General features: G+C 63.2%; 23 protein-coding genes, 1 tRNA gene and 1 pseudogene. 13 read left to right on the plus strand and 12 right to left on the minus strand.

What is annotated here, in order from left to right; translation table 11 throughout:
* Nucleotides 1–180 precede the first annotated feature (180 nt).
* Together ON062_RS12870 and sul1 are read left to right on the plus strand one after the other, a co-directional pair.
* Nucleotides 181–528 carry a quaternary ammonium compound efflux SMR transporter QacE delta 1 gene (locus tag ON062_RS12870; protein ID WP_000679427.1) on the plus strand — a complete coding sequence of 116 codons (348 nt, stop codon included), beginning with the start codon at nucleotides 181–183 and terminating at the stop codon, nucleotides 526–528.
* Entirely contained in the window at nucleotides 522–1,361 is an 840-nt protein-coding gene (gene sul1 / locus ON062_RS12875) for a sulfonamide-resistant dihydropteroate synthase Sul1 (RefSeq protein ID WP_000259031.1), read from the plus strand. The genes ON062_RS12870 and sul1 overlap by 7 nt, the downstream gene beginning before the upstream one ends.
* On the opposite strand, the gene ON062_RS12880 is transcribed toward sul1, so the two are convergent.
* Both ON062_RS12880 and ON062_RS12885 read right to left on the minus strand, forming a co-directional pair.
* Nucleotides 1,358–2,359, minus strand: a complete 1,002-nt coding sequence (locus tag ON062_RS12880; RefSeq protein ID WP_091699468.1) for an IS481 family transposase — start codon at nucleotides 2,357–2,359, stop codon at nucleotides 1,358–1,360. The two genes, sul1 and ON062_RS12880, sit on opposite strands and share 4 nt — an antisense overlap.
* Nucleotides 2,356–3,531: a Cmx/CmrA family chloramphenicol efflux MFS transporter gene (locus tag ON062_RS12885; protein ID WP_005882743.1), complete on the minus strand. Its 1,176-nt coding sequence runs from the start codon at nucleotides 3,529–3,531 to the stop codon at nucleotides 2,356–2,358. The genes ON062_RS12880 and ON062_RS12885 overlap by 4 nt, the downstream gene beginning before the upstream one ends.
* 413 nt (nucleotides 3,532–3,944) lie before the next feature.
* On the opposite strand from ON062_RS12885, the gene ON062_RS12890 reads away from it, so the two are divergent.
* Complete coding sequence (locus tag ON062_RS12890; RefSeq protein WP_274647547.1) at nucleotides 3,945–5,063, plus strand: hypothetical protein; 1,119 nt, start codon at nucleotides 3,945–3,947, stop codon at nucleotides 5,061–5,063.
* A 229-nt stretch (nucleotides 5,064–5,292) separates the two neighbouring features.
* Here ON062_RS12890 and tet(65) read toward each other — a convergent pair whose 3' ends face one another.
* Nucleotides 5,293–6,444, minus strand: a complete 1,152-nt coding sequence (gene tet(65), locus ON062_RS12895) for a tetracycline efflux MFS transporter Tet(65) (RefSeq protein ID WP_274647584.1) — start codon at nucleotides 6,442–6,444, stop codon at nucleotides 5,293–5,295.
* Between the two features lie 77 nt (nucleotides 6,445–6,521).
* Here tet(65) and ON062_RS12900 point away from each other — a divergent pair, with 77 nt between their 5' ends.
* A complete protein-coding gene (locus ON062_RS12900) occupies nucleotides 6,522–7,103 on the plus strand; it encodes a TetR/AcrR family transcriptional regulator C-terminal domain-containing protein (RefSeq protein ID WP_274647548.1) in 582 nt (193 codons plus the stop codon).
* Nucleotides 7,104–7,528: 425 nt separating this feature from the next.
* On the opposite strand, the gene ON062_RS12905 is transcribed toward ON062_RS12900, so the two are convergent.
* The 4 genes from ON062_RS12905 to ON062_RS12915 all read right to left on the minus strand — a co-directional run bounded on the left by ON062_RS12905 (nucleotide 7,529) and on the right by ON062_RS12915 (nucleotide 11,950).
* Nucleotides 7,529–8,518, minus strand: coding sequence for an IS481-like element IS5564 family transposase (locus tag ON062_RS12905; protein WP_071643371.1), 990 nt, complete (start codon nucleotides 8,516–8,518; stop codon nucleotides 7,529–7,531).
* Complete coding sequence (gene cmx / locus ON062_RS12910) at nucleotides 8,518–9,693, minus strand: chloramphenicol efflux MFS transporter Cmx (RefSeq protein WP_071643369.1); 1,176 nt, start codon at nucleotides 9,691–9,693, stop codon at nucleotides 8,518–8,520. Before cmx ends, ON062_RS12905 begins: the two co-directional genes overlap by 1 nt.
* Before the next feature lie 21 nt (nucleotides 9,694–9,714).
* Nucleotides 9,715–9,780, minus strand: coding sequence for a chloramphenicol resistance leader peptide (locus ON062_RS13985; RefSeq protein ID WP_114118930.1), 66 nt, complete (start codon nucleotides 9,778–9,780; stop codon nucleotides 9,715–9,717).
* 781 nt (nucleotides 9,781–10,561) lie between these two features.
* Nucleotides 10,562–11,950, minus strand: a complete 1,389-nt coding sequence (locus tag ON062_RS12915; RefSeq protein WP_274647549.1) for a hypothetical protein — start codon at nucleotides 11,948–11,950, stop codon at nucleotides 10,562–10,564.
* Nucleotides 11,951–12,392: 442 nt separating this feature from the next.
* On the opposite strand from ON062_RS12915, the gene ON062_RS12920 reads away from it, so the two are divergent.
* The 3 genes from ON062_RS12920 to ON062_RS12930 all read left to right on the plus strand — a co-directional run bounded on the left by ON062_RS12920 (nucleotide 12,393) and on the right by ON062_RS12930 (nucleotide 14,093).
* Complete coding sequence (locus ON062_RS12920) at nucleotides 12,393–12,527, plus strand: hypothetical protein (RefSeq protein WP_274647550.1); 135 nt, start codon at nucleotides 12,393–12,395, stop codon at nucleotides 12,525–12,527.
* 226 nt (nucleotides 12,528–12,753) lie between these two features.
* Nucleotides 12,754–13,137 (plus strand): hypothetical protein, encoded by a 384-nt coding sequence (locus ON062_RS12925; protein ID WP_274647551.1) that lies wholly within the window; start codon nucleotides 12,754–12,756, stop codon nucleotides 13,135–13,137.
* 380 nt (nucleotides 13,138–13,517) lie between these two features.
* Nucleotides 13,518–14,093: a hypothetical protein gene (locus ON062_RS12930; protein ID WP_274647552.1), complete on the plus strand. Its 576-nt coding sequence runs from the start codon at nucleotides 13,518–13,520 to the stop codon at nucleotides 14,091–14,093.
* Nucleotides 14,094–14,272: 179 nt separating this feature from the next.
* Here the strand turns inward: ON062_RS12930 and ON062_RS12935 are convergent.
* Nucleotides 14,273–14,653, minus strand: a pseudogene (locus tag ON062_RS12935) (transposase); the annotation flags it as partial.
* Between the two features lie 105 nt (nucleotides 14,654–14,758).
* On the opposite strand from ON062_RS12935, the gene ON062_RS12940 reads away from it, so the two are divergent.
* Nucleotides 14,759–14,826 (plus strand) — tRNA-Ser (locus tag ON062_RS12940).
* A gap of 37 nt (nucleotides 14,827–14,863) precedes the next feature.
* On the opposite strand, the gene ON062_RS12945 is transcribed toward ON062_RS12940, so the two are convergent.
* Together ON062_RS12945 and ON062_RS12950 are read right to left on the minus strand one after the other, a co-directional pair.
* Nucleotides 14,864–15,349, minus strand: a complete 486-nt coding sequence (locus ON062_RS12945; protein ID WP_274647553.1) for an aminoacyl-tRNA deacylase — start codon at nucleotides 15,347–15,349, stop codon at nucleotides 14,864–14,866.
* A 10-nt stretch (nucleotides 15,350–15,359) separates the two neighbouring features.
* Nucleotides 15,360–15,917 (minus strand): DNA helicase, encoded by a 558-nt coding sequence (locus tag ON062_RS12950; protein ID WP_274647554.1) that lies wholly within the window; start codon nucleotides 15,915–15,917, stop codon nucleotides 15,360–15,362.
* 95 nt (nucleotides 15,918–16,012) lie between these two features.
* Between ON062_RS12950 and ON062_RS12955 the strand changes: the two genes are divergently transcribed.
* Complete coding sequence (locus tag ON062_RS12955; RefSeq protein ID WP_274647555.1) at nucleotides 16,013–16,585, plus strand: peptidylprolyl isomerase; 573 nt, start codon at nucleotides 16,013–16,015, stop codon at nucleotides 16,583–16,585.
* An 11-nt stretch (nucleotides 16,586–16,596) separates the two neighbouring features.
* Nucleotides 16,597–17,475, plus strand: coding sequence for a rhomboid family intramembrane serine protease (locus ON062_RS12960; protein WP_274647556.1), 879 nt, complete (start codon nucleotides 16,597–16,599; stop codon nucleotides 17,473–17,475).
* 153 nt (nucleotides 17,476–17,628) lie between these two features.
* Here ON062_RS12960 and ON062_RS12965 read toward each other — a convergent pair whose 3' ends face one another.
* Nucleotides 17,629–17,868, minus strand: a complete 240-nt coding sequence (locus ON062_RS12965; RefSeq protein WP_274647557.1) for a cell division protein CrgA — start codon at nucleotides 17,866–17,868, stop codon at nucleotides 17,629–17,631.
* A 57-nt stretch (nucleotides 17,869–17,925) separates the two neighbouring features.
* Between ON062_RS12965 and ON062_RS12970 the strand changes: the two genes are divergently transcribed.
* Genes ON062_RS12970 through ON062_RS12980 form a run of 3 tightly spaced genes read left to right on the plus strand, consistent with a single transcriptional unit; the run spans nucleotide 17,926 to nucleotide 19,518 of the window.
* Nucleotides 17,926–18,723 carry a class E sortase gene (locus ON062_RS12970; protein WP_308209624.1) on the plus strand — a complete coding sequence of 266 codons (798 nt, stop codon included), beginning with the start codon at nucleotides 17,926–17,928 and terminating at the stop codon, nucleotides 18,721–18,723.
* Entirely contained in the window at nucleotides 18,723–18,878 is a 156-nt protein-coding gene (locus tag ON062_RS12975; RefSeq protein ID WP_274647558.1) for a hypothetical protein, read from the plus strand. Before ON062_RS12970 ends, ON062_RS12975 begins: the two co-directional genes overlap by 1 nt.
* Complete coding sequence (locus tag ON062_RS12980) at nucleotides 18,871–19,518, plus strand: gamma-glutamyl-gamma-aminobutyrate hydrolase family protein (RefSeq protein ID WP_274647559.1); 648 nt, start codon at nucleotides 18,871–18,873, stop codon at nucleotides 19,516–19,518. Before ON062_RS12975 ends, ON062_RS12980 begins: the two co-directional genes overlap by 8 nt.
* 22 nt (nucleotides 19,519–19,540) lie before the next feature.
* Here ON062_RS12980 and pknB read toward each other — a convergent pair whose 3' ends face one another.
* Nucleotides 19,541–21,238: a Stk1 family PASTA domain-containing Ser/Thr kinase gene (gene pknB, locus ON062_RS12985; protein WP_274647560.1), complete on the minus strand. Its 1,698-nt coding sequence runs from the start codon at nucleotides 21,236–21,238 to the stop codon at nucleotides 19,541–19,543.
* Between the last annotated feature and the right edge of the window lie 8 nt (nucleotides 21,239–21,246).

Raw genomic sequence — 21,246 nt, forward strand, 5'->3', positions numbered from 1 at the left:
CCCGCGCCGAGGGCATCTGATGCCTAACTCGGCGTTCAAGCGGACGGGCTGCGCCCGCCGCTCAACTATGCGTTAGATGCACTAAGCACATAATTGCTCACAGCCAAACTATCAGGTCAAGTCTGCTTTTATTATTTTTAAGCGTGCATAATAAGCCCTACACAAATTGGGAGATATATCATGAAAGGCTGGCTTTTTCTTGTTATCGCAATAGTTGGCGAAGTAATCGCAACATCCGCATTAAAATCTAGCGAGGGCTTTACTAAGCTTGCCCCTTCCGCCGTTGTCATAATCGGTTATGGCATCGCATTTTATTTTCTTTCTCTGGTTCTGAAATCCATCCCTGTCGGTGTTGCTTATGCAGTCTGGTCGGGACTCGGCGTCGTCATAATTACAGCCATTGCCTGGTTGCTTCATGGGCAAAAGCTTGATGCGTGGGGCTTTGTAGGTATGGGGCTCATAATTGCTGCCTTTTTGCTCGCCCGATCCCCATCGTGGAAGTCGCTGCGGAGGCCGACGCCATGGTGACGGTGTTCGGCATTCTGAATCTCACCGAGGACTCCTTCTTCGATGAGAGCCGGCGGCTAGACCCCGCCGGCGCTGTCACCGCGGCGATCGAAATGCTGCGAGTCGGATCAGACGTCGTGGATGTCGGACCGGCCGCCAGCCATCCGGACGCGAGGCCTGTATCGCCGGCCGATGAGATCAGACGTATTGCGCCGCTCTTAGACGCCCTGTCCGATCAGATGCACCGTGTTTCAATCGACAGCTTCCAACCGGAAACCCAGCGCTATGCGCTCAAGCGCGGCGTGGGCTACCTGAACGATATCCAAGGATTTCCTGACCCTGCGCTCTATCCCGATATTGCTGAGGCGGACTGCAGGCTGGTGGTTATGCACTCAGCGCAGCGGGATGGCATCGCCACCCGCACCGGTCACCTTCGACCCGAAGACGCGCTCGACGAGATTGTGCGGTTCTTCGAGGCGCGGGTTTCCGCCTTGCGACGGAGCGGGGTCGCTGCCGACCGGCTCATCCTCGATCCGGGGATGGGATTTTTCTTGAGCCCCGCACCGGAAACATCGCTGCACGTGCTGTCGAACCTTCAAAAGCTGAAGTCGGCGTTGGGGCTTCCGCTATTGGTCTCGGTGTCGCGGAAATCCTTCTTGGGCGCCACCGTTGGCCTTCCTGTAAAGGATCTGGGTCCAGCGAGCCTTGCGGCGGAACTTCACGCGATCGGCAATGGCGCTGACTACGTCCGCACCCACGCGCCTGGAGATCTGCGAAGCGCAATCACCTTCTCGGAAACCCTCGCGAAATTTCGCAGTCGCGACGCCAGAGACCGAGGGTTAGATCATGCCTAGCTGTATGAGGCCAGGACGTTGTTGACGCGTAATGGTGTCGCGGATGCGGGCGGCTTCCCGTCATGCACACCGTGGGGCCGGTGGTAGTTGTAGTGCAGGTTCCAGGTTTCCAGCGCTTTCTCGCGCTGGTCTTCTGAGTTCCAGGTCCTTGCGTACAGGAACTCTTCAGCGAGGATGCGGTTGTAGCGTTCGACTTTCCCGTTGTGCTTGGGCGTGTAGGGCTTCGTACGGCGGTGCTCCGCGCCATTCAGAGCGGCGGCGAATGCCGCGGAGCGGTAGCAAGCGCCATTGTCGGTGATGATTCGCTCGATCCGGGTGATGCCGTGAGCGGCGAACCACACCCGGGCGCGGTTCAGGAACGAGACGGCGGTGGTGGCCCGTTCGTTCTCGAGCGATTCAGTGTATGCCAGGCGGGTGTGCCCGTCGATTGCGGAATGGAGGTAGGCGTACCCGGCGCGTGCCCCGCGGGTTCTCGCTCGGGCGGCGGCACGAGCCTCAGGGCTGCCTTTGCCATGAGCCCGCCAACCACCGCCGTTGGGGATGCGTCCGACTTTCTTGACGTCGAGATGCACCATGTGCCCGGGATGCTTTGCCGTGATCGTCTGCACTTGCCGGTTCGTCTCGCCGTTTGGGTCGATGAATCGACGGCGGTTCAGGCCGAGCTCGGCTAGGTGCCGAGTGACGGTGCGCCGACTGATCGCAACGCCATCTCCATGCAGTTCGAAGGTGATGCGGGATGCTGACCACTTGTGCTCGCGCCGTAGTTCCTCGATTCGCGCTAGCGTCTCGCCAGGTGTCGCGCTTGGCTGCCGGATTGGAGCAGATGAGCGGTCAAGCAGGCCGAGTTGACCGAACTTGCGGTACCGGGTTACCCACTTCGATGCGGTTGCGCGGGAGATGCCCATCTCTGCGGCGACATGCGCGAGGGGTCGAGAGCGGCAGCGCTCAATGAGTCGGCGACGGCCTTCGACTGTCAAGGGCGAGTTAGCGTGCGTCACTTGACCACTTCGCTCTCGGCGGGCGCGATCAGCCGGAGAAGGGGAATGGTGAGCAGCAATGCCGCTGCGGTCGTGGTGACGGCCACCCAAACGGGCCCGAGCGCACCGGGTATCACGCCGAGCGCGGCAGCGGCAAGTATGGGACCGACTGCTGCGCCGACGTTGAGTGCCGCGGTCGCGTACGAACCCGCCATGGTGGGTGCACCCGCCGCCGCATAGAGCACTCGCGTAATCAGCGTGCTGCCGACAGCGAACCCCAACACACCCTGAGCGAAAACGAGCCCGAGCAGGGCAACGGGGTTCGTCGCGAAGAGCGCCAAGGCGACCCAGCCGAGTACAAGGACGCTTCCACCGCCCATGATGACGACGCGAGGTCGGGCGTCAGCGAGCCGTCCCGCAACGGTGACGCCGATGAAGGAACCGACGCCGAAGAGCACAAGCGCCACCGACACCCACCACTGGCTCAGGTCGGCGGTTCCCGTAACGATCGGCGCAAGGAAGGTCAGCGTTGCGAAGGTGCCGGCATTCACCAGGGCAGCCAGCATCATCGTCAGAACGAGGCGCGGAGAGGCAAGCTGCGCCAACTCCATCCGCAGCGAGGACGAATCCTTCTCGGACGTGTCGCCAGCTTGAGTGGTGAAGCCCGCGGCAATGCCGATCGCAGCGGGGACGCAGAGGAGAGCGATCGCCCAGAACGTCGACTGCCAGCCAAGGGCCGTACCAAGTACGGCACCCGCGGGGACGCCGGCGACGGTTGCGACGGTGGTGCCCGCCAGCAGAATCGATACGGCCCGACCTTTGGCGTTGGGTGCCACGAGTTTCGTCGCCGCGCCCAGTGCGACCGCCAAGAAGCCTGCGTTGACAATCGCGGCGATCACGCGCGTGATGAACAGAACAGTGAAGTCGGGCGTCAGCGCCCCGACGACATGAGCCGCCGCGAATACAGTCACGCAACCCAAGAGTGTCGATTTCACGGGGAGGCGACGAGTGAGGGCGGCCATCGCAGGTGCGCCGATCACCATGCCCGCGGCGAATGCCGATGTCAGGAGACCAGCTGTCCCCACGGGAACGCCGAAGTATGTGGAAATGTCGGGCACGAGGCCGGCGAGCATGAACTCGGAAGTACCCATGGCGAAGACCACCAGGGCAAGAAGATAGAGAGCGAAAGGCATCGAGGTAGCTCCGAAGCGAGAGTGCGAACAAGAGAACGTCTCGTCACTACGGTCAGCGCCCAGAGGACACCCGAATGTCGTGCTGCACACAGCACAGGGCAGCAGAGAGCTGAGGGCTCAGCGAAGGTGAGGGGCTGACGGCGTGACCGAAAGCCCCTGAGTGTCCGATTCAGGGCTCGACATGCGTCCCAATCTACCCGTCTGTGCCGCTACCCCCAAGAAACGTCAACAACCTCATGGCCAGCAACAGCTAGTATTCCTCGCATGAGTTGGCAGCAGCGATTTCTACACCCCCGGCCGGGTAACGGCCGCGGGGTTCTCGACGTGCGTCACTAGCTCACCGGGTCTCCGCAGGCGCGGCCGGGGGATGTTCTCATCTTTCACCAGCCCGCAACCCTATTGGAGACTCTCCTATGGCTCATGCCGCATATCTGACACCTGATCAACTCTGCCGCGCTCTCGCTCTGCGCGATCTCACTGACCCTGCCCAGGGTGAGCACGCGATGCAAGCGCTCTTGAGCGCCGTGGTCGCTCCGCTCGAACGCACGTGGGGTAGCACGGTTCGTTATGTGCGCAGCTCTCCTATCGTCTCGGTCGCCGCGAACTACGATCGCCTCGGTTACGACCCAGATGACGTGACCCGCGCCCGCCGGTACACCCGATACATCAGCCCGACGGTCATGCTGCGCAGCCACATGAGCGCGGAGCTGCCGACCGCGCTGGAGGCGTATGGCGGGCGCGCCGGCATCGACGAGCTGATCGTGGCACCAGGGCTGGTGTACCGGCGCGACGTCGTCGATCGCAGCCACGTTGGAGAACCGCACCAGGTTGACCTGTGGCGCATCCGCAGTACGGCCGACACCCGCGACGAGGACATGCTCAACATGATCGAGGAACTAGTCGAGGCAGTCCTCCCGTGTGCGGAGTGGAGGATCACCGAGGCCGAACACCCCTACACCGTCGGAGGAAGGCAGATCGACGTTCGACACGAAGGTGAGTGGCTCGAGCTCGCCGAGTGCGGGCGCATCCATCCCGAGGTACTACGCGGCTGCGGTCTCGATCCCGAGCAGTGGTCGGGACTGGCGCTCGGCATGGGCCTCGAACGCGCGCTCATGCTGCGCAAGGCGATTCCGGACATCCGCTACCTGCGCGCCCGCGACCCGAGGATCGCCGCTCAGATGCTCACCCTGGAACCCTGGCGGCACGTGTCTCCGCTCCCACCGGCCAGACGCGACATCTCCGTGGTCGTCGCGACCGAAGAGGACGAGGAGACCCTCGGCGACCGTGTTCGCACGGTTCTCGGCGACGACGCAGAGATGATCGAAACGGTCGAGGTGCTGGGTCGCACCGCGCATGAGGAGCTGCCCGAGGCCGCGCGATCACGCCTGAGGACTCGGCCGGGCCAGGTCAATCTGCTGCTGCGGATCATCCTCCGTCCGATCGACCAGACGCTCACCGCAGACCAGGCGAACGCGATACGAAACACAATCTATCGGGCTCTTCATGACGGTCCGGTGATGGAACTGATCTGAATACGATAAGCCCATGCTGTGGTGGCTCTGCGTCGCCGTAGCAGGGGCTTATCAGATGTGCTTGGCGTGTCACTGGATGCTTCGAGGTGCCCGTCAGCGAATCTTGATCTATTGCATCCTTCAGGGGGCTGTACCGTGCGCCAGCCGCGCGCCAAGGCACGCGTGAGCGTATGGCTGGAGCTGCATCGCGGAAGTTGCCCGAGGGAAGGAGCAGTTCGCCTGGCCCGACCTACCCAGAGGATCTTGCGTTCCTTGTGACGAGGATCGCACAAGGAATGTAGAGCGCAGCGGCGCAGAACCATAGAGTGCCATCGGCGTCTATCTGACTCAGGGCGAAGATCGTCGTGAAGGCAATAGGCCCGAGGATTGATGTGAGGCTGTTGAGGCTAGCGAGGTGGCCTTGCAGCCGGCCTTGGTGCTGCTCGGGAGTACGTTGGGAGAGCAGTGTCTGCAGGGCCGGGACCGTGATACTTCCGACTCCGAGTGCTGCGAGGATGGGCATCATCGCCCAGGAGCCGGTGACGAATGCGAGACCTATGAGACCCGACGCGTCGGCGACAATGCCGAGATAGATCGTTCTAGTTTCGCCGAGTCGCGTCACGACCCGTCCGGTGAGGACGGCCTGAACAAGCACCTGCACCAGACCGAAGAGGGACAAGGAAATCCCGACTTCGACGGGGCTCCAGTCGAGACGTTGTTGCGTGAACAGAACCCACGTCGAGCCGGGGGCCTGGCCGATGAGCTGTACGAGGCCGAAAGCCGCAATGAGGGGCACCACCCCCTGGATAGCTTGGAGTCGAAAAGGCGCAGACGTCGATGCTGACTCCTGTGACTTGATTGGGAGATCTGGTCTTGTCTCGTGCAGCATGCTCAAGCTGAGAGTGAGATTCACCGCCGTCAGGAGAGCAGCTACGAGGAACGGCAAATGGGGTGAGAAGCCACCGAAGAGACCGCCGATTACGGGGCCGGCGATCATTCCTCCGCCGTAGCACGCCCCGAGCCATCCGTATCGCTTGGCCCGCTCTGCGGGTGGGGTGACGTCGGCGATCACGGTGGCGGTCACGGCATTTGTTGCCCCGGTGATGCCCGCGACAGCCCGTGCTACGTAGAAGACCCAGAGGGTCGAAGTCAAGGCCAGAATGAGATAGTCGACAGTCGCGCCGGCCAAGGAAGCCAACAGTACTCGACGGCGGCCGAAGCGATCGGACAGTCTGCCCAGTACCGGAGCGCAAAGGAACTGCATTACCGCGTAGAGCGCGGTAAGCAATCCGACATGCATGGGGATAGTGCTTGCGGCCGAGCCGACCTGACCCAGTAGTGCGGGCAGGATCGGGAGAACCAGGCCTAGCCCCATGGCGTCGAGGCTGGCGGTAGTGAGCACCATGGCGACGGTTCCGCTGTGTGGGTGACGAGGTTGCACTTTATCAACGATAAAGTTATCGATGATAAAGTTCAAGTATGACTCAGGCGCGGACACGGCTGGACCGAACGGCAGTTCTCTGCGGTGCTCGCGAGGTTCTCGACAGAACTGGGCTTGACGGCTTCACGACCCGCGTATTGGCGGCCCACCTGCAGGTGCGGCAGCCGGGGCTCTACTGGCATTTCCCCACGAAGGCTGATTTGTTGTCTGCGCTGGCTGCGGACATTCTCGAGCGTGAACACCATGCTTCGTTGCCAGAGCTAGGTGAAGGGTGGGAAGCGTTTCTGATGCGCAACGCACGAAGCTTCCGCACAGCGCTTCACGCCGTGCGTGACGGTGCGCGATTGCACGCGGGGTACCATCGGAGGCTCTGCAGTGAGTCGAGCAACCTCTCTGAGGCGCCCAGTCAACAGATTAGGCTACTCGTGAATCAAGGCTTCGAAGAGCACTCCGCTATCAGCGCGCTGATAGCAATCAGTCGATACACGGTCGGTGTTGTATTGGAAGAACAGGCCGGAGTACGCGACGACATCGGCAAGACCGATAACGACGACACTTTTGAATTTGGGCTCACTGCTCTGGTCGATGGACTGGCCGCAGGTCTTGAAAAACCTTTGTGACTCATCTCATCGTGGCGTCCCGGATCTCCTTGAGGCTGCAGGCGCAGAGCAAGGCTATTGACCCATCTGAAACTCACTTTGTCGAGATGCTGAGCTGCGCCCGACGCCGCATCATGGCTATCAGCGCCCGTCCGTCCCGCTTCACTTCTTCTCCGAGGCCCCTAGAGCAGTAGCAGCCGACCGCGCCTGTATTTGATCGTCGGATCACAGTGCGACACTATTGCAGCCCGACCTCTTCGGCGGAGATGAGGAGTATTTCCCGAGAGGCGCAGTCCGCCCCTGAGCCCCGGCTGCTCGTATCGGACCTCTGCGTCATGACGGAGCTTGCGCCTGCGTCGAGTAGTTCTGATATTCCTTCCTCGCCCCGCCCCGGAGGAGCGGACGAGCTCGTTCCTGGCCACCTCCTCAGCCTGTGGAAGAGATCGCTAGGTGTGATGTCCAGGGACGTTGTTGAGTCGGTCGAAGGGTGCGCCGCCAATCGCAGAGTGGTGTCGGTGGTGGTTGTAGAAGTGGAGCCAGCCGGGCAGCGCCAGGCGTCGTTCGGCCTCTGAACCGTAAAACCTGGCATAGGCCCATCCGTCCCCGAGCGTGCGGTGGAATCGCTCGATCTTCCCGTTCGTCTGCGGCCGGTAGGGGCGTGTCCGCTTGTGTCGGATGCCGAGCCGAGCGCAGAAGTCCCTCCATGCGTGGGATCTGTAGGCCGACCCGTTGTCGGATAGGACTCGCTCGACGGTCACGCCTCGTTCGGCGAACCAGTCCACGGCGCGTTCGAGAACTCCCACCGCTGTTCTCGCCTGCTCATCCGACCAGATTTCTGCGTATGCGACGCGGGAGTGGTCGTCGATGACTGTGTGAACGAACGCCGTTCCGGTGCGCGGCTTGTGGTCTTTTCCTCGTGGTAATCCCGGAGTCGCGAGCTTGTTCCGTGCGCCTTGCTTCCGACCTACGTAACGATGTCCACCGCCGTCGGGGATGTTGCCGAACTTCGTAACATCGACATGAATCAACGATCCCGGATGAGGATGCTCATATCGCCGCAATGGCTCGCCAGTGACACGATCGATATGCGAGAGGCGGTTCACGCGGCAACGGACGAGGACCGCGTGAACAGTCGACGTCGAGAGACCAAGTCGTGCAGCGATCTGGGCTGGCCCCAGTCGAAGCCGCCAGCGCAGGTTGATGATCTTCTTCTTGACATGCTCGGGCGTCCTGTCTGGGATCCGGTGCGGCTTGCTGGAGCGATCCTGCATCCCAAACTCGCCCTCTTCCCGGTAGCGGCCGGCCCATTTCCGGGCAGTGATCGGGGAAACCATGAACATCTTTGCGGCGATCGTGGCCGGATAGCCGTCTTCGACAATCAGTCGGGCTAACCGGAGACGGGCACGAGGAGTGAGAAGAGCGTTCGGATGGGTCATCAATTGGCCTCCGCCGCGGTCTTCGTGAGCGCGCGTCCGGTGAGAAGCATGATGGCGAGAGCGATCGCTGTCAGCACCGAGGCGACCCAAACCGGCGCGAGCAGCCCCAGCCCGGTCGCGAGCCCGAACGCACCAAGCACAGGCCCCGCGGCAGCTCCGATATTCAATGCTGCGGTTGCGTACGAACCGCCCATCGTTGGCGCACCCGATGCTGCATACAGCACACGCGTGATCAGAGTACTGCCGACGCCGAACGACAGGAAGCCCTGAACGAGGACGAGGACGATAAGCGCAACGGGATGAGATGCGACCACTGCCAACACGATCCAGCCCGTCAGCAACAGCGGTCCGCCGACTGCGAGCACGAGGCCAGGTCGTTGATCTGATAGTCGTCCTGCGATCGTGACGCCAAGGAACGATCCGATGCCGAACATCACCAGCGCGACGGACACCCACGCTTCGGCCAAGCCCGCGGTCTCGGTCACGACGGGTGCCAGGAAGGTGAATGCCGCAAAGGTCCCTCCGTTGATCAGCGCTCCGAGTGCCATGGCCAGGATGAGCCGCGGCATCGCCAACTGGCTGAGCTCGGCACGGAGCCTTGGTGAGGTCGCGCTAGTCGCGCTCCGACCAACATTGTTCGTGACGCCCCGAATGACTCCAACGGCCGCGGGAATACAGAGGATGGCGATCGCCCAGAACGTCGTTCGCCAGCCCAGCGCTGTGCCGAGCAGTGCCCCGGCGGGGACGCCCACGACGGTTGCGATCGTCGTGCCGGAGAGCAGGATCGACAGTGCACGCCCCTTCTGGTTCGCTGGCACGAGGGTAGTGGCCGTGCTCAGTGCTACGGCGAGGAATCCTGCGTTTGCGAGAGCGCTGAGCACCCGGGTGATGAGCAGGAGAGAGAACACTGGTGTCATCGCTCCGATGACGTGGCTTCCCGCGAACACGAGAAGGCAAACGATCAATGTGAGCCGCGGTGGCCAACTGCGAGCGAATGCCGCCATCACTGGCGCGCCGACGACCATACCGACCGCGAATGCGGAGGTCAGCAGGCCTGCAGTGCCGACCGAGACGTCAAGTTCGGTCGCGATCGCGGGGAGCAATCCCGCGAGCATGAATTCTGAAGTGCCCATGACGAAGACCGCCAGGGCAAGCATGTAGAGAGCAAAAGGCATCGAGTACTCCGAGGTGTGAGATCAAGAAATGGTTCTTCTTGTCACCACGGCCAGTGCCCCGGGTACGCCAGAAATACGCCCACACAGATCGTGGGCGTCGTAACTAGTGGTTCAAGGGGCTGGCGGTGTGACCGACAACCCCTGACCTGTCTGATTCGGGACTCGACATGCCCCAAACTCTACATGCCTTCAATGGTGAGCGGTCTGGACAGATGCTTCTTGAATCAGCACGGTGTCATTGCGCGCGGGGGCAGAACAACGTCCCTGGACATCACATCTAGACGCGCGGTCGGACCACAACTGGCTCGCGGTATATGGTCTGGACGTTGTTTCCCATCTGAGTAGCGACCGTTGGGTGTATCCCGGGCCCCTCCCCTCGCGGATCTAACGCACCTCTGCACCGAACCGTACGACGCGGGTGCCCGCGGTGTTCTCGCCTTCGATGGTGCCGTCTTCCGCGGAGTAGCGGATGAGCGGCATGTCGACGGAGCCTGACCCGATTCCCCGGACGGTTCGGGTAGATCGCACTCGAGGCTCTGCCGCTATCTTGCGGCCGGCGGCTTCCACATCGACAACTACCTCGCGGCGGGGCTTCTGCACCAGGTGGATGCCGTCACCTCGTGGCTCGCCATCGGCGGAGTGCAGGCGGCCATCGGTCTGGTGTTAGTCGTCACAGCCCTGTGCCGTGGCAAGCGCATTCTGAGCAGCGAAAGCTAATCGAACGCTTTCAAGAGAGGCGCGGCTTGTAACAGTGGGAGCGACAAACAGCGCCGCGGAAATGCGGCCTCTTAACACCGCGATTCACACGCGTGCCAGGTCCGGCACTGTGCAGTGTCCGTTTGTCGATCCCCAAACGAACGCCAGGTCCTTAGATTGCTTCGTGCACCAGCTGACCGTCGCCGCTGACCGTCACGCTCGTGAGGTCCACCTTCGCGTCGTCGCCGATCGTGACACCCGTGAGGTCCACCTTCCCGCCGTCGCCGATCGTCGCAGCCCCGAAGTCCACCCTCCCGGCGTCGCTGATCGTGACACCCGTGAGGTCCACCTTCCCGCCGTCGCTAATCGTTGCACCCTTAAGGTTCACCTCCCCGCCGGTGACAGTCGTCCACATGAGGTCCACCAGCCCGCCATCGATCGTCGCGCCCTCAAGGATCACCTGCGCGTCGTTCATCGTCGTGACCGTGAGGTTCACCTGCCCGTCGTCGATGATCGTTGCACCCTCAAGGTTCACCTCCCCGCCGGTGACAGTCGTCCACATGAGGTCCACCTTCCCGCCGTCGCTGATCGTCGCATCCTTAAGGTTCACCCACCCGCGGTTGATCGTTGCAACCCCAAGGTCTACGCGCCCGCTGTCGCTGATCGTTGCACCCTCAAGGTCCACCCGTCCGCCCGGTCCGACCGTCGCGCCCGCGAGCTGCATACGCCCGGAGCCGCTGACCGTCGCACCCTGGAGGCCAATACGGAAATCGATGTGCGCATCTGAGAGGTCGATGCGTCGGTCATGCCAGTGCGGCGCTGCCTGTCCGGCGAGGTGGTTTCTGATGACGGTATAGCCGGCTTGCTTGACGGAGATCTCCTGCGCGGTGGTGCGTTGCGCGGCGTGACGTTCTTCACGCGAAAGCGTGTCCAACTGTTCTTGAGTGAGGGGAACGAGCATGTCGTCGGTGCGCGGGGCGCGGAGGTATCCGGTGAGGACTTCGATGCACACCTGTACCTCCTCGGGCTTCTCGAAGGCGTGCCAGTCGTCTGCGAGGGCGCCGAGGGCGAAGAGGGCTGCTTGCCGGTTGACGGGTGCGGGATCGCTGAGGAGCTTCACGGTGGTCACGAACCGTTCCCGCAGCGCCCGCTCGGTATCGATGCGCCTTTGGACGTCGACCTCAACTTGACGTGCGCGTTCGCGCGCCTGGTCGTCGACGAGGCGCTGACGGTCCCGTTCTGCTGCTTCGAGCTCTTGACGGTGACGGGACAGGCTGAGGCCGACACCGACGACCGCGATCGTCCCGCCAAGCCCGAAGAGCACAACGTTCGCGGCGGGCCCCAGAAACGCTGCACGCGCGCTCTCATCCAGCGTGGGGAACCAGTGCGCTAGGAGTCGATCGGGAACTTTCACGAGCAGGATCGCGCCGCCGATGATGTAAAGGACGACGCCGACGGTCACCCATACGCCGAACCGACGCCACAACGGCGGCCGCGACGGCGGGGCTGCCTCGATCTCAGCCGGGGTTTGCGGGTCCTGTGCGTCGGGTTGTGCGTCCACAGCCCGATTGTGGGGCATCCCGGCTCGGGTGCGCGAGCGTGATTACGGACGCGCCTGCAGGGCGCGTGTGCGGCGGGCGAGGCGTTGCCGGCAGACGGGTGAGCACGTGCGACGTGGACGCCCGTTCGCAGCTTGCTCGATGGGTGCTCCGAGGATCCCCTTGCGGTCACATATGGCAGCCCTTCCCGAACTCACGTTCGACCCACCCGATGAGGGCTTCGGCCAGTGGCCGTTACGGGGGGGTTCGGCGGTTCCATCGCCCGGCGTATTGAGTGCTGATCCACGTCGGCGCCGGCCGTGCCGTAAACGATCGTTTCCGGGCGAGGATGCGTGTCGATCGGCGCGACCGTCGATGCAGAAGGCCCGATCTCCACCTCCCGGATGAGACGGCCCCGCCTTCGGACGGAGGCTCGCGCCACCTCACTTCGTTAGCGTGGACCTTATGAACGATCTGCCGCTCTTCTTGCTGCTGCTTATGCCAGGCCTCATCGGAACTGTCACCGCTGCGGTGCTTGCACCGAAGTTGAACCGGCAGTGGCGAGAGCGCCGAGAGGCCGCGGCGAGCCGGAACACCTGATCCGCCGTCCGGCTATGCCGCGAACGACGTTCTGCTCACGATTGTTCGCGGTGGGCGCTGCCGAGTCAATCAAGCGTGCCATAAACGATCGTTTTCGGCGGGCGGCCTCGACGTCATGCATTGCGACGTCGTCAGTCATCAACGCTTGCACGCAGATGGATTCCATCGCCCGAGCGAGAAGCTGAGGGTGTCGCGACTAGGTGTGCAACGTCTATACGTTGGCTTCGTGAAGATGACATACCGCACGGCGCTCACCATCAGTGCTGAGGTGGAGGGTCAGGCCTCTGGCGACCGTGTCGAGGGTGATCCTCGGGGAATACTCGCCGCGCTCGAGCGCATCTGGGAGGTGATCGATGGGGCGCGAAGAGCGCAGAAGCCACGCGGTGGCGAGCTAGCAGACGATGCTCCGTTTGAGGTCGCAATCGAACCTGCGGATCTGCCCTTCATCCTCCAGAGATTGGAGGAGGGCAACGCCGTTGAGCTCGAGATATTGGCTGAGGAGAACCTCCACCCGCAAACGCGGCGCGAGCAGGAAGAGAGTCTGGATCTGGGGCGGTCAGCGGTCGCGGAAGTCCGCCGGCTCATCGCCGAAGCAAAAATGGATGGGTGAGGCGACCTCCAGATGCGGCGGCTGTGCCGGCTCGTTGAGGCCTAGGCAGTGCGAGCGCAGCAGCTCGGCCCGCGATGTGGTGTAGGAGCGCCGCGCGTTTCCTCGGATTACCCCCCGGTGCGTTCTCCGCGCGCGTGTCGGCCCCGCCGTGTGACTGTTGCAGGCATGTGGCGGCATTCTTGCTGAGATACGTGGCGGCAAGGGCCGTCCATCCAGGAACGACACTGTCCGCAAGCTGGGGCCAGCAACGGCGTCGGCCGTTAACACCTCTTGGCAGACCTGGATAGGGAACAATGGGAAGGCATCCAAAGCAAGCGTGCTCAACAAGCGGACGGCCGTTCTGAAGCAGTATCCACCGCGTTGTTAGGACGGAGAGCCAGATGAGAAGCTCCGAGATTTCTTTGATGGAGAGCCTCCGATACGAAGGGCGCACCATCATTGAAGGACACTCCACTAAGAAGTATGCATGGGGTTCGCTCCATTGGCCCGAGCTGAAGGCTGACGAATGGGGAACGCTCCCTGACGGCCGCGAAGTCTGGGACGTGTTGGACGAGGGAGAGTTACGCACACTTCAGACAACATGGATCAAGGTCGAGAACACGGGGGTCTATGGAGACATGCTCTGGTCCGGGTCGATGATGACAGCGTTCGTGTCGAGCCGGTTCGCGTCGGTAATCCAGAACGCCGGGTTCAGGGGATTCCAACTTCTTCCATTGGAAGTACAGCCGAAGCGCGGTGAGCGCTTCACTGGATACTCGCTACTACTCCCGGACAACAACAATCCAGATGCAGCCATCCGCTCGTTTCCATACCCGTATCGCCCGACGGCGGCCCTCGACGTTTCTGCTGAGGTAATGAATGCACTCACCGAAGCTGGGGCGACCGACTTTCATGCAGAGCCTGCATCCAACCGAGCGCAAGCGCAGATCGAATCGGCGCGCGAAGAATTGGCGTAGCAGTTGAGGCTGCGGAGGTCCTCGAAGAGTCGCAGGCAAATCGATTGGACTCTACGAAGGCCTCTTGAGTTCTTGGCACATTCAGCATCTTCCAGACACTCGCGGGAAGGTTCCTTTTCGCAATTGTGTTGGGCAGCAGCATCTGACCTGGATCGTGTCAGATTAGTGGCTCTTCGGAATCAAGAGTGTAGGTGAGGTCTGAAGCCGCCGGCTTCGAGCAGCGATCTCGCGATGTAGTGGGCGAGGTTGCGGAAGCCGAGTGCGGAGCCGCGGAGGTGTTCGAGGCGGCCGTTGATCGCTTCGGTCGGCCCGTTGCTGGTGCCGGGTCGGTCGAAGAACGCGAGGACGTCCGCAGCGCGCTGCTTCAACGTCCGCCCGAGTCGGCGAATCTCGGTGAGAGCGGCGGGGACGCCGCTGCTGACGGCGTCGATCACTGCGCGCATCATCTCCTTCGCCTTGGTCTTGTCGGGTTCGCGGTAGGCGGCGACGATGCGCTGGTAGATGCCCCAGGTCGCTTCGACTTCGATGTGTTCCTCGACGGCGAATACCGCGTCGAGTCGGGCGTGGCGGAGAGCTTTGCACTACCGGTTGAGGCAGTGAGCCGGAGACCCGAAGTTTCGTGCGCCTCAGGTGCGCCCCGACGGATCCAGAAATAACCTCCAACCGGGCGTAATGTGGCCTCTTGACCTGCTTTGCAAGCAGGATGTCAGGAGTTCGAATCTCCTAGGCTCCACAAAGAAGCCCGGTAAAACGGGCTTTTTTCGTACCCGCTAGGCTTCGGCTGAGATATCCGCCACCGTCGCATCGAATGCCGCGATCAGCGCGTCGGCGTCGACGAAGAGACTGTAGCCGTGCGCTCCGGCGCCCATGGCGATTCTTTTGCCGACGATCGAGTCGTCAGCGTAGACCGGCCACGCGTGGGTGCTCCCGATGGGAACGATCGTTCCTCGCTCATAGCCGGTGGCAGCATGGGCGCGCTGGGGATCAGGCAACTGAAGCTTGTTCACCCCGACCACGGCGCGCAATTTGGGCCACGAGATCGACCGATCGCCGGGAATCAGCGCGAAGAGGTAAGTGTCGTCGCTGCGCTTGACGACAAGCGTTTTGACGATGTCTGCGGGCGTGAGCCCGAGAAGAGCGGCAGCCTCGGCCAAACTGTTCGCCGCCGGTCGCTCCCGGATCTCGATGTCGAGTCCGAGGGCGCCGGCGGCGTCAGTGACACGGTCGAGTCCTGATTCAGCGCCAGGGACCGTCATGTTGTCGTGCTCAGGCGTCGGGTGCGCGCAGCGGGTCGTCCGCGACCCACAACTCGTCGTCGGCGCGGAGGGTCTGCCATGCGGCGTACAGAACGCCGAGGGCGGCGGCCGCACCGAGAATGATCGCGATCACTCCCCCGGCGCCGATGCCACTCTTCTGGGGTTCAAGGGCCAACTTCGCCGAGAGGCGCTTCGTGGCATCCTTCGAGTACTTCTCCGCCTTCTTCGCGTAGGCGGCGGAGTCCACTCCACCGAAGCCCTTGCCCTCTGCGAGGCGCACGCGCGTATCGTTGGCGGCGTCCCACACGGAAAGCGCAGAGCCGACCACGGCGCCAGCGGCGGGCACGACCCGGTCGCTGAGCAGGCGCTTAGAATACTCGACGCTCTTCTCATAGCCGGCCTGCACTTGCGGGGCGACTTCCTCGCGGCCGTAGTTGCTGAGCTGACGGCTTGCCTGCCGAGCAATCTCGGCGGCCTCACCGACCAATACCTGCTGTGACTCCCACAGGTTGTTCGCCTGTGACTGAAGCTTGCGGAGTTCCTTCTTGCGCTTGCGGCTGAGGCTCACGTTGCCCTCCCGGTTCTGGGGATGTCGGTCTCACCATCTTGCCAGACGTAGCGCGCAACGGCAGGGCGCCTTGCGAACTCTGAGAGAATGTGCGTATGACGATTCACACTGCGGTCGCAACGTTCCACACCAATCACGGCGACATCGTCGTCAATCTCTTCGGCGATCACGCTCCTCGCACCGTCCAGAACTTCATCGGTCTCGCTGACGGCACCGGGGAATGGACCGACCCGGCAACCGGCAAGCCCGGCGAAGGACCCCTCTACAACGGTGTCATCTTCCACCGCATTATTTCGGGATTCATGATCCAGGGAGGCGACCCGCTGGGTCAGGGCGTCGGTGGCCCCGGCTACACGTTCAACGACGAAATCCACGGCGAGCTCACCTTCACCGAGCCGTACAAGCTGGCGATGGCGAACGCCGGTCTGCGTCGCAACGCGATCACCGGTCAGGCTGAGGGTACGAACGGCTCGCAGTTCTTCATCACGGTTCCGGGCCAGGGTGGTCGCGGTCCCGAGTGGCTGCAGGGCAAGCACTCGATCTTCGGTGAGGTTGCCGACGACGACTCGAAGGCCGTCGTCGACAAGATCGCCGACGTTCCCACGGCGGCAGGCGACCGTCCCGTCGAGCCGGTCATCATCGAGTCGATCGACATCGTCGCGGTCTGACACCCGATCACGTGAGCACCGACGCATTCCAACGCAACCGCGACAACTTCTGTTACCGGCATCCTGATCGTCAGAGCTTCGTGCTCTGCCAGCGATGCTTGCGAACGATCTGTCCCGAGTGTCAGACGCCTGCCGCGGTCGGCGTGGTGTGCCCGGAATGCTTGCGTGAACAGCAGAAGGCGCAGACACCGGCGCAGCGCACCGCGCAGCGCCGGTGGTCTCGCGCCCGGGTGATCGGTCGGTCGGATTCGCGGCCCCTGGCGACATACTCGATCATCGGCATCACGCTCTTCACCTACTTGTTGCAAATGATTCCCGGGATCGGACAGGCCGTGGAGCGCGCGCTGTGGTTCTGGGCGCCCCTCCTCTACCCAGGAATCAGCGGTTCGTTCGAGCCATGGCGCCTGTTCACCGCCGCTCTCGTGCACTCGAGTTTGTGGCACGTCGGGCTCAACATGCTGGCGCTGTTCATGATCGGGCGCATGCTCGAGCCCATGCTGGGCCGGGTGAGGTTCATCGTGCTGTACCTGCTCAGCGCACTCGGTGGCTCGGTCGCCGTCGCGCTGCTATCGTTCGGTACGCCGGTGGTCGGAGCCTCGGGCGCGATCTTCGGTCTCTTCGGGGCCCTGTTGATCATCGGGCGTCACCTGGGCGGCAACGTGATGGGAATCGCGATCGTCTTGGGCATCAACCTGGTGATCGGCTTCATTCCGGGTTACAACATCTCGTGGGAAGCCCACGTCGGCGGCCTCATCGTCGGGGTGCTGGTGGCGTACATCTACACGCGCACACGCAATGTCACCCAACGCGCGCAGCAGATCTGGCTGGTCAGCGCGGTCGGAGTCGGCTGTCTGCTGCTCCTGCTCATCCCCGCCGCGATCTACGTGTGATTCCGGGCCTACGCACGAGGTTTCCACAGAGTTATCCACAGCCTGGGGATGAATGACACTGGTGTAATTCACAGTTCCCACAGGTGCCTGTGGAAACACGAAAGAGCTGTTCCGCCGGGGCGGAACAGCTCTTTGTGAAGTCGGATGCTAAGGCTAGCGCCAGCGCGTCGTCATCAAGAAACCGATGAAGGCGATGCCGAAGCCGACGACGAGGTTCCAGCCTTCGATGCCGGGGATCGGGTACTGCATGCCGCTCAGATAGAACACGAGTACCCACACGAGACCCAGGAGCATCAGACCGATCATGATCGGCTTGAACCACACCGGGTTGGGTGCTGCTTCGCCTTCTGCGCGCTCGATCAACGAGTCGTCGTCTTTGCCGGGTCGTGCCATGGCGCAAGTCTACGGTACTGCCGGGTGTGACTCAGCGTCGCCCCTTAGAATCTCTGTGTGAGCGAGCCCACACCCGATCAGCCCTCTGGCGACACGCGCGTGCGTAGTCGTACGCGGCCGCGGCGTCAGCGGGCATCCTTCCTTGGTGTGATGGGCGAGATCCTGATCACGGTGGGTGCTGTCACTTTGCTCTTCGTGGTGTGGCAATTGTGGATCGGCGACCTGATCTACGGGGCCGAGCGCAATGCCACGGGGTCGGAGCTTTCCGAGCAGTGGGCCCAGGAGTACACACCCTCGCCCGCGGCGACACCGCTGCCGACGGACGATGCCGAGCCGACGGACGTCACCGCCGATCCCGTGATCCTCCCCGAACCCGCCGATGCCGAGGTCTTCGGTGTCATGCGGGTTCCTCGATTCGGCGACGACTATTTCGTGGAAATGGCGGGGGGCGTCACGCGCGCACGAACCCTCGATCCGATCGGCATCGGACACTATCCCGGAACCAAGATGCCCGGCGAGGAAGGTAACTTCGCCGTCGCCGCGCACCGCACCACGTGGGGCAAGCCCTTCAACCAGATCGCCGAACTGCACGTCGGGGATGCGATCGTCGTCGAGACACGGGACGGCTGGTACACCTACCGCTTCCGCACACTTGAGTACGTGACTCCGAACGAAGTTGAGGTGCTGCTCCCGGTTCCGCAGCAGGTCGATGTCGCCGCCAACGAGGCGTACATCACCATGACCAGTTGCAGCCCGATGTATTCGCTCGCCGAACGCATCGTCGCGTACGGAGTGTTCGAATCCTTCACCCCGCGCGATGCCGGCGAGCCCGCATCGCTGACGGACGGAGTCTGATGTACGCGGCACTGTGGAGAATCCTGCCCGGGCCGTGGTGGGTGCGCCTCGTGATCCTGCTCGCCCTGCTGGCCGCCGTGATTTACGGGTTGTTTTTCTACGTCTTCCCCGTCGTGAGTTCGGTGCTCGTGCCGCAGGAAGTCACTGTTGAGTAGATCCCCTCTTGCGCCGGCCGCGCGGGTTCTGGTCGTCGATAACCACGACAGCTTCGTCCACACTCTGGTCGGGTATCTCGGCGAGCTCGGCGCGACATGCGACATGGTCGAAGCCGATGCGATCGACAACCCGTCGCGTTTACTCGACGACTACATCGGCGTACTGATATCGCCCGGCCCGGGCGCACCGGCCGATGCGGGAGCATCCATTCCCGTCGTCGTCGCTGCGGCCGAAAACGACATTCCCCTCCTGGGCGTGTGCCTGGGGCACCAGGCCATCGCCGAGGCATTCGGCGCGAGCGTCGCGCGAGCACCCGAGCTGATGCACGGAATGACGTCTTCGGTCAGCCACGACGGAACCGGAATCTACGACGGGCTCCCCGACCCGTTCGTCGCCACGCGCTACCACTCCCTGGCGGTGGTTCCGGCATCCCTCCCCGATGACCTGATCCTTACCAGCCGCACCGAAAGCGGGACGATCATGGGTTTACGCCACCGCCGTGCCCGCATCGAAGGCGTGCAGTTCCACCCCGAAAGCGTCCTCACCGAGGGCGGGTATCGGTTGCTCGGCAATTGGCTGAGCTCGATCGGGTATTCGGATGCCGCCACCCGCGGCGCGGGATTGCATCCGCACCGCTGAGGTGGGCGAACACCGACGTGCGTCAGCTGCCGGTGCAGTAGACCAGCGTGATCTCGGAGTGGATCGGCACGTCACCGGGGGCGAGCGACTGAGAGACGACCGTAGGGTCCCCAGCCGAGGCGGGACAGTCCGGGTCCTCCTGCGGTGTCACGCTGAGTTCGAGGTTCTCGAGCCCGCGCGTGGCCGCATCGAGGGTGTAACCGGTGACATCGGTGATGGTGACACGGCCCGACGCCACGGTGAGGTTGACCGACGAACCGGCCGGGACCTCGGAGCCCGCCGGTTGGTCTGCTGAGATCACGGTTCCTTCAGCGAGAGCGGGGTCGTTGCTCGGCGTGACGATGCCGAGGGTGAGGCCCGCGTCCTCGAGTGCGTGAGATGCGGCATCCTGTCCCAAACCTTCCAGAGTCGGGACGGTCGACATCTCTTGGCCCTCCGAGACGAAGACGCGCACGTCGCTCCCCGGCTCGAGAGTCTCACCCGCGGCGGGATCGGTGCGGATGACATTGCCTTCGGCGACATCCGGGTTCTCTTCGTCGACGCGGTACGCGCCCAACTCGGCCGCGTCGAGTTCTTCGTTCGCGCGGTCGTAGGTCATGCCGGTGACATCGGGCACGATGCTCGAACTCGTGGGCGGCGCGGCATCCGGTCGAATGGAGAAGACCCAGAACGCGATGGAGATGAGGAGCACCGCGAGGATTCCGACGCCGGTCCAAATCCATGCCACCGGCGGACCCGCCTGAGTGCGCGTCATCGTGGCGTCGGTGCTCAACTGGCGCAGCGAGCGCGCCGTTTCGGCGGCGTGGCGCGGGTTCGGTCCGTACAGTTCGCTGGTGAGCGCCCCCACCTGGCGCTTCGAGGGAGAACGGCCGTCGACCGTCGCGTCAATCGCGTCACGGAAGGCCGCGGCATCCTGGTAGCGCTGATACGGGTCCTTCGCCAGGGCGCGCAGAGCCACCGCATCGAGCGAGCGCGGCACGGTGTCGTTGACCTCGGAGGGGGCGACGGGTGCTTCGCTGACGTGCTGGTAGGCGACTGCCACCGGAGATTCGCCGCGGAACGGCGGACGACCCGTAAGCAATTCGTAGAGCACGACGCCCGTCGAATACACGTCGGCGCGCGCGTCGACCGGTTCGCCCTTGGCCTGCTCGGGCGAGAAGTACGACGCTGTGCCGATGATCGCTGTGGTCTCGGCGACGGTTGATGAGCCGTCCGACACCGCGCGCGCGATACCGAAGTCCATCACCTTGACCTGGCCAGCCTCGGTGATCATGACGTTGCCCGGCTTGATGTCGCGATGGATGACGCCTGCGCGGTGCGAGTACTCGAGGGCTTCGAGGATGCCGTCGACGTACCGCACGGTGTCGGCTACCGGCACGGGGCCGGCGGCGATGATGTCTTTGAGTAGCTTGCCGGTGACCAGTTCCATCACGATGTACGGAACGGGGCGGGTCACCCCGTCGTCACCGGTGACCGCGTCCTCGCCCGCGTCGAAAACACGAACGATTGTCGGGTGCGCCATGCGTGATGCCGCCTGTGCTTCCAGGCGGAACCGTGTGCGGAAGGCGTTGTCGCCCGCCAGCTCGCGATCGAGGACCTTGATCGCCACTTGGCGGCCGAGGGTGAGGTCTTCTCCGCGGTACACCGTGGCCATGCCGCCGCGCCCGATCGGCTCGTCGATTCGATAGCGCGCCGAAAGCACGCGTGGCTCAGCGGTCACGATTGCTT

The organism is Microbacterium sp. C7(2022), assembly GCF_028823665.1.
GTDB lineage: Bacteria > Actinomycetota > Actinomycetes > Actinomycetales > Microbacteriaceae > Microbacterium.

Bases quoted from the DNA above. Each gene is read 5' to 3' on its own strand.
- ON062_RS12870 (WP_000679427.1), top strand. From the start codon at position 181: ATGAAAGGCTGGCTTTTTCTTGTTATCGCAATAGTTGGCGAAGTAATC.
- sul1 (WP_000259031.1), top strand. From the start codon at position 522: ATGGTGACGGTGTTCGGCATTCTGAATCTCACCGAGGACTCCTTCTTC.
- ON062_RS12885 (WP_005882743.1), bottom strand. From the start codon at position 3,531: ATGCCTTTCGCTCTCTATCTTCTTGCCCTGGTGGTCTTCGCCATGGGT.
- ON062_RS12890 (WP_274647547.1), top strand. From the start codon at position 3,945: ATGGCTCATGCCGCATATCTGACACCTGATCAACTCTGCCGCGCTCTC.
- ON062_RS12900 (WP_274647548.1), top strand. From the start codon at position 6,522: ATGACTCAGGCGCGGACACGGCTGGACCGAACGGCAGTTCTCTGCGGT.
- ON062_RS12905 (WP_071643371.1), bottom strand. From the start codon at position 8,518: ATGACCCATCCGAACGCTCTTCTCACTCCTCGTGCCCGTCTCCGGTTA.
- cmx (WP_071643369.1), bottom strand. From the start codon at position 9,693: ATGCCTTTTGCTCTCTACATGCTTGCCCTGGCGGTCTTCGTCATGGGC.
- ON062_RS12920 (WP_274647550.1), top strand. From the start codon at position 12,393: ATGAACGATCTGCCGCTCTTCTTGCTGCTGCTTATGCCAGGCCTCATC.
- ON062_RS12930 (WP_274647552.1), top strand. From the start codon at position 13,518: ATGAGAAGCTCCGAGATTTCTTTGATGGAGAGCCTCCGATACGAAGGG.
- ON062_RS12945 (WP_274647553.1), bottom strand. From the start codon at position 15,349: ATGACGGTCCCTGGCGCTGAATCAGGACTCGACCGTGTCACTGACGCC.
- ON062_RS12955 (WP_274647555.1), top strand. From the start codon at position 16,013: ATGACGATTCACACTGCGGTCGCAACGTTCCACACCAATCACGGCGAC.
- ON062_RS12965 (WP_274647557.1), bottom strand. From the start codon at position 17,868: ATGGCACGACCCGGCAAAGACGACGACTCGTTGATCGAGCGCGCAGAA.
- ON062_RS12975 (WP_274647558.1), top strand. From the start codon at position 18,723: ATGTACGCGGCACTGTGGAGAATCCTGCCCGGGCCGTGGTGGGTGCGC.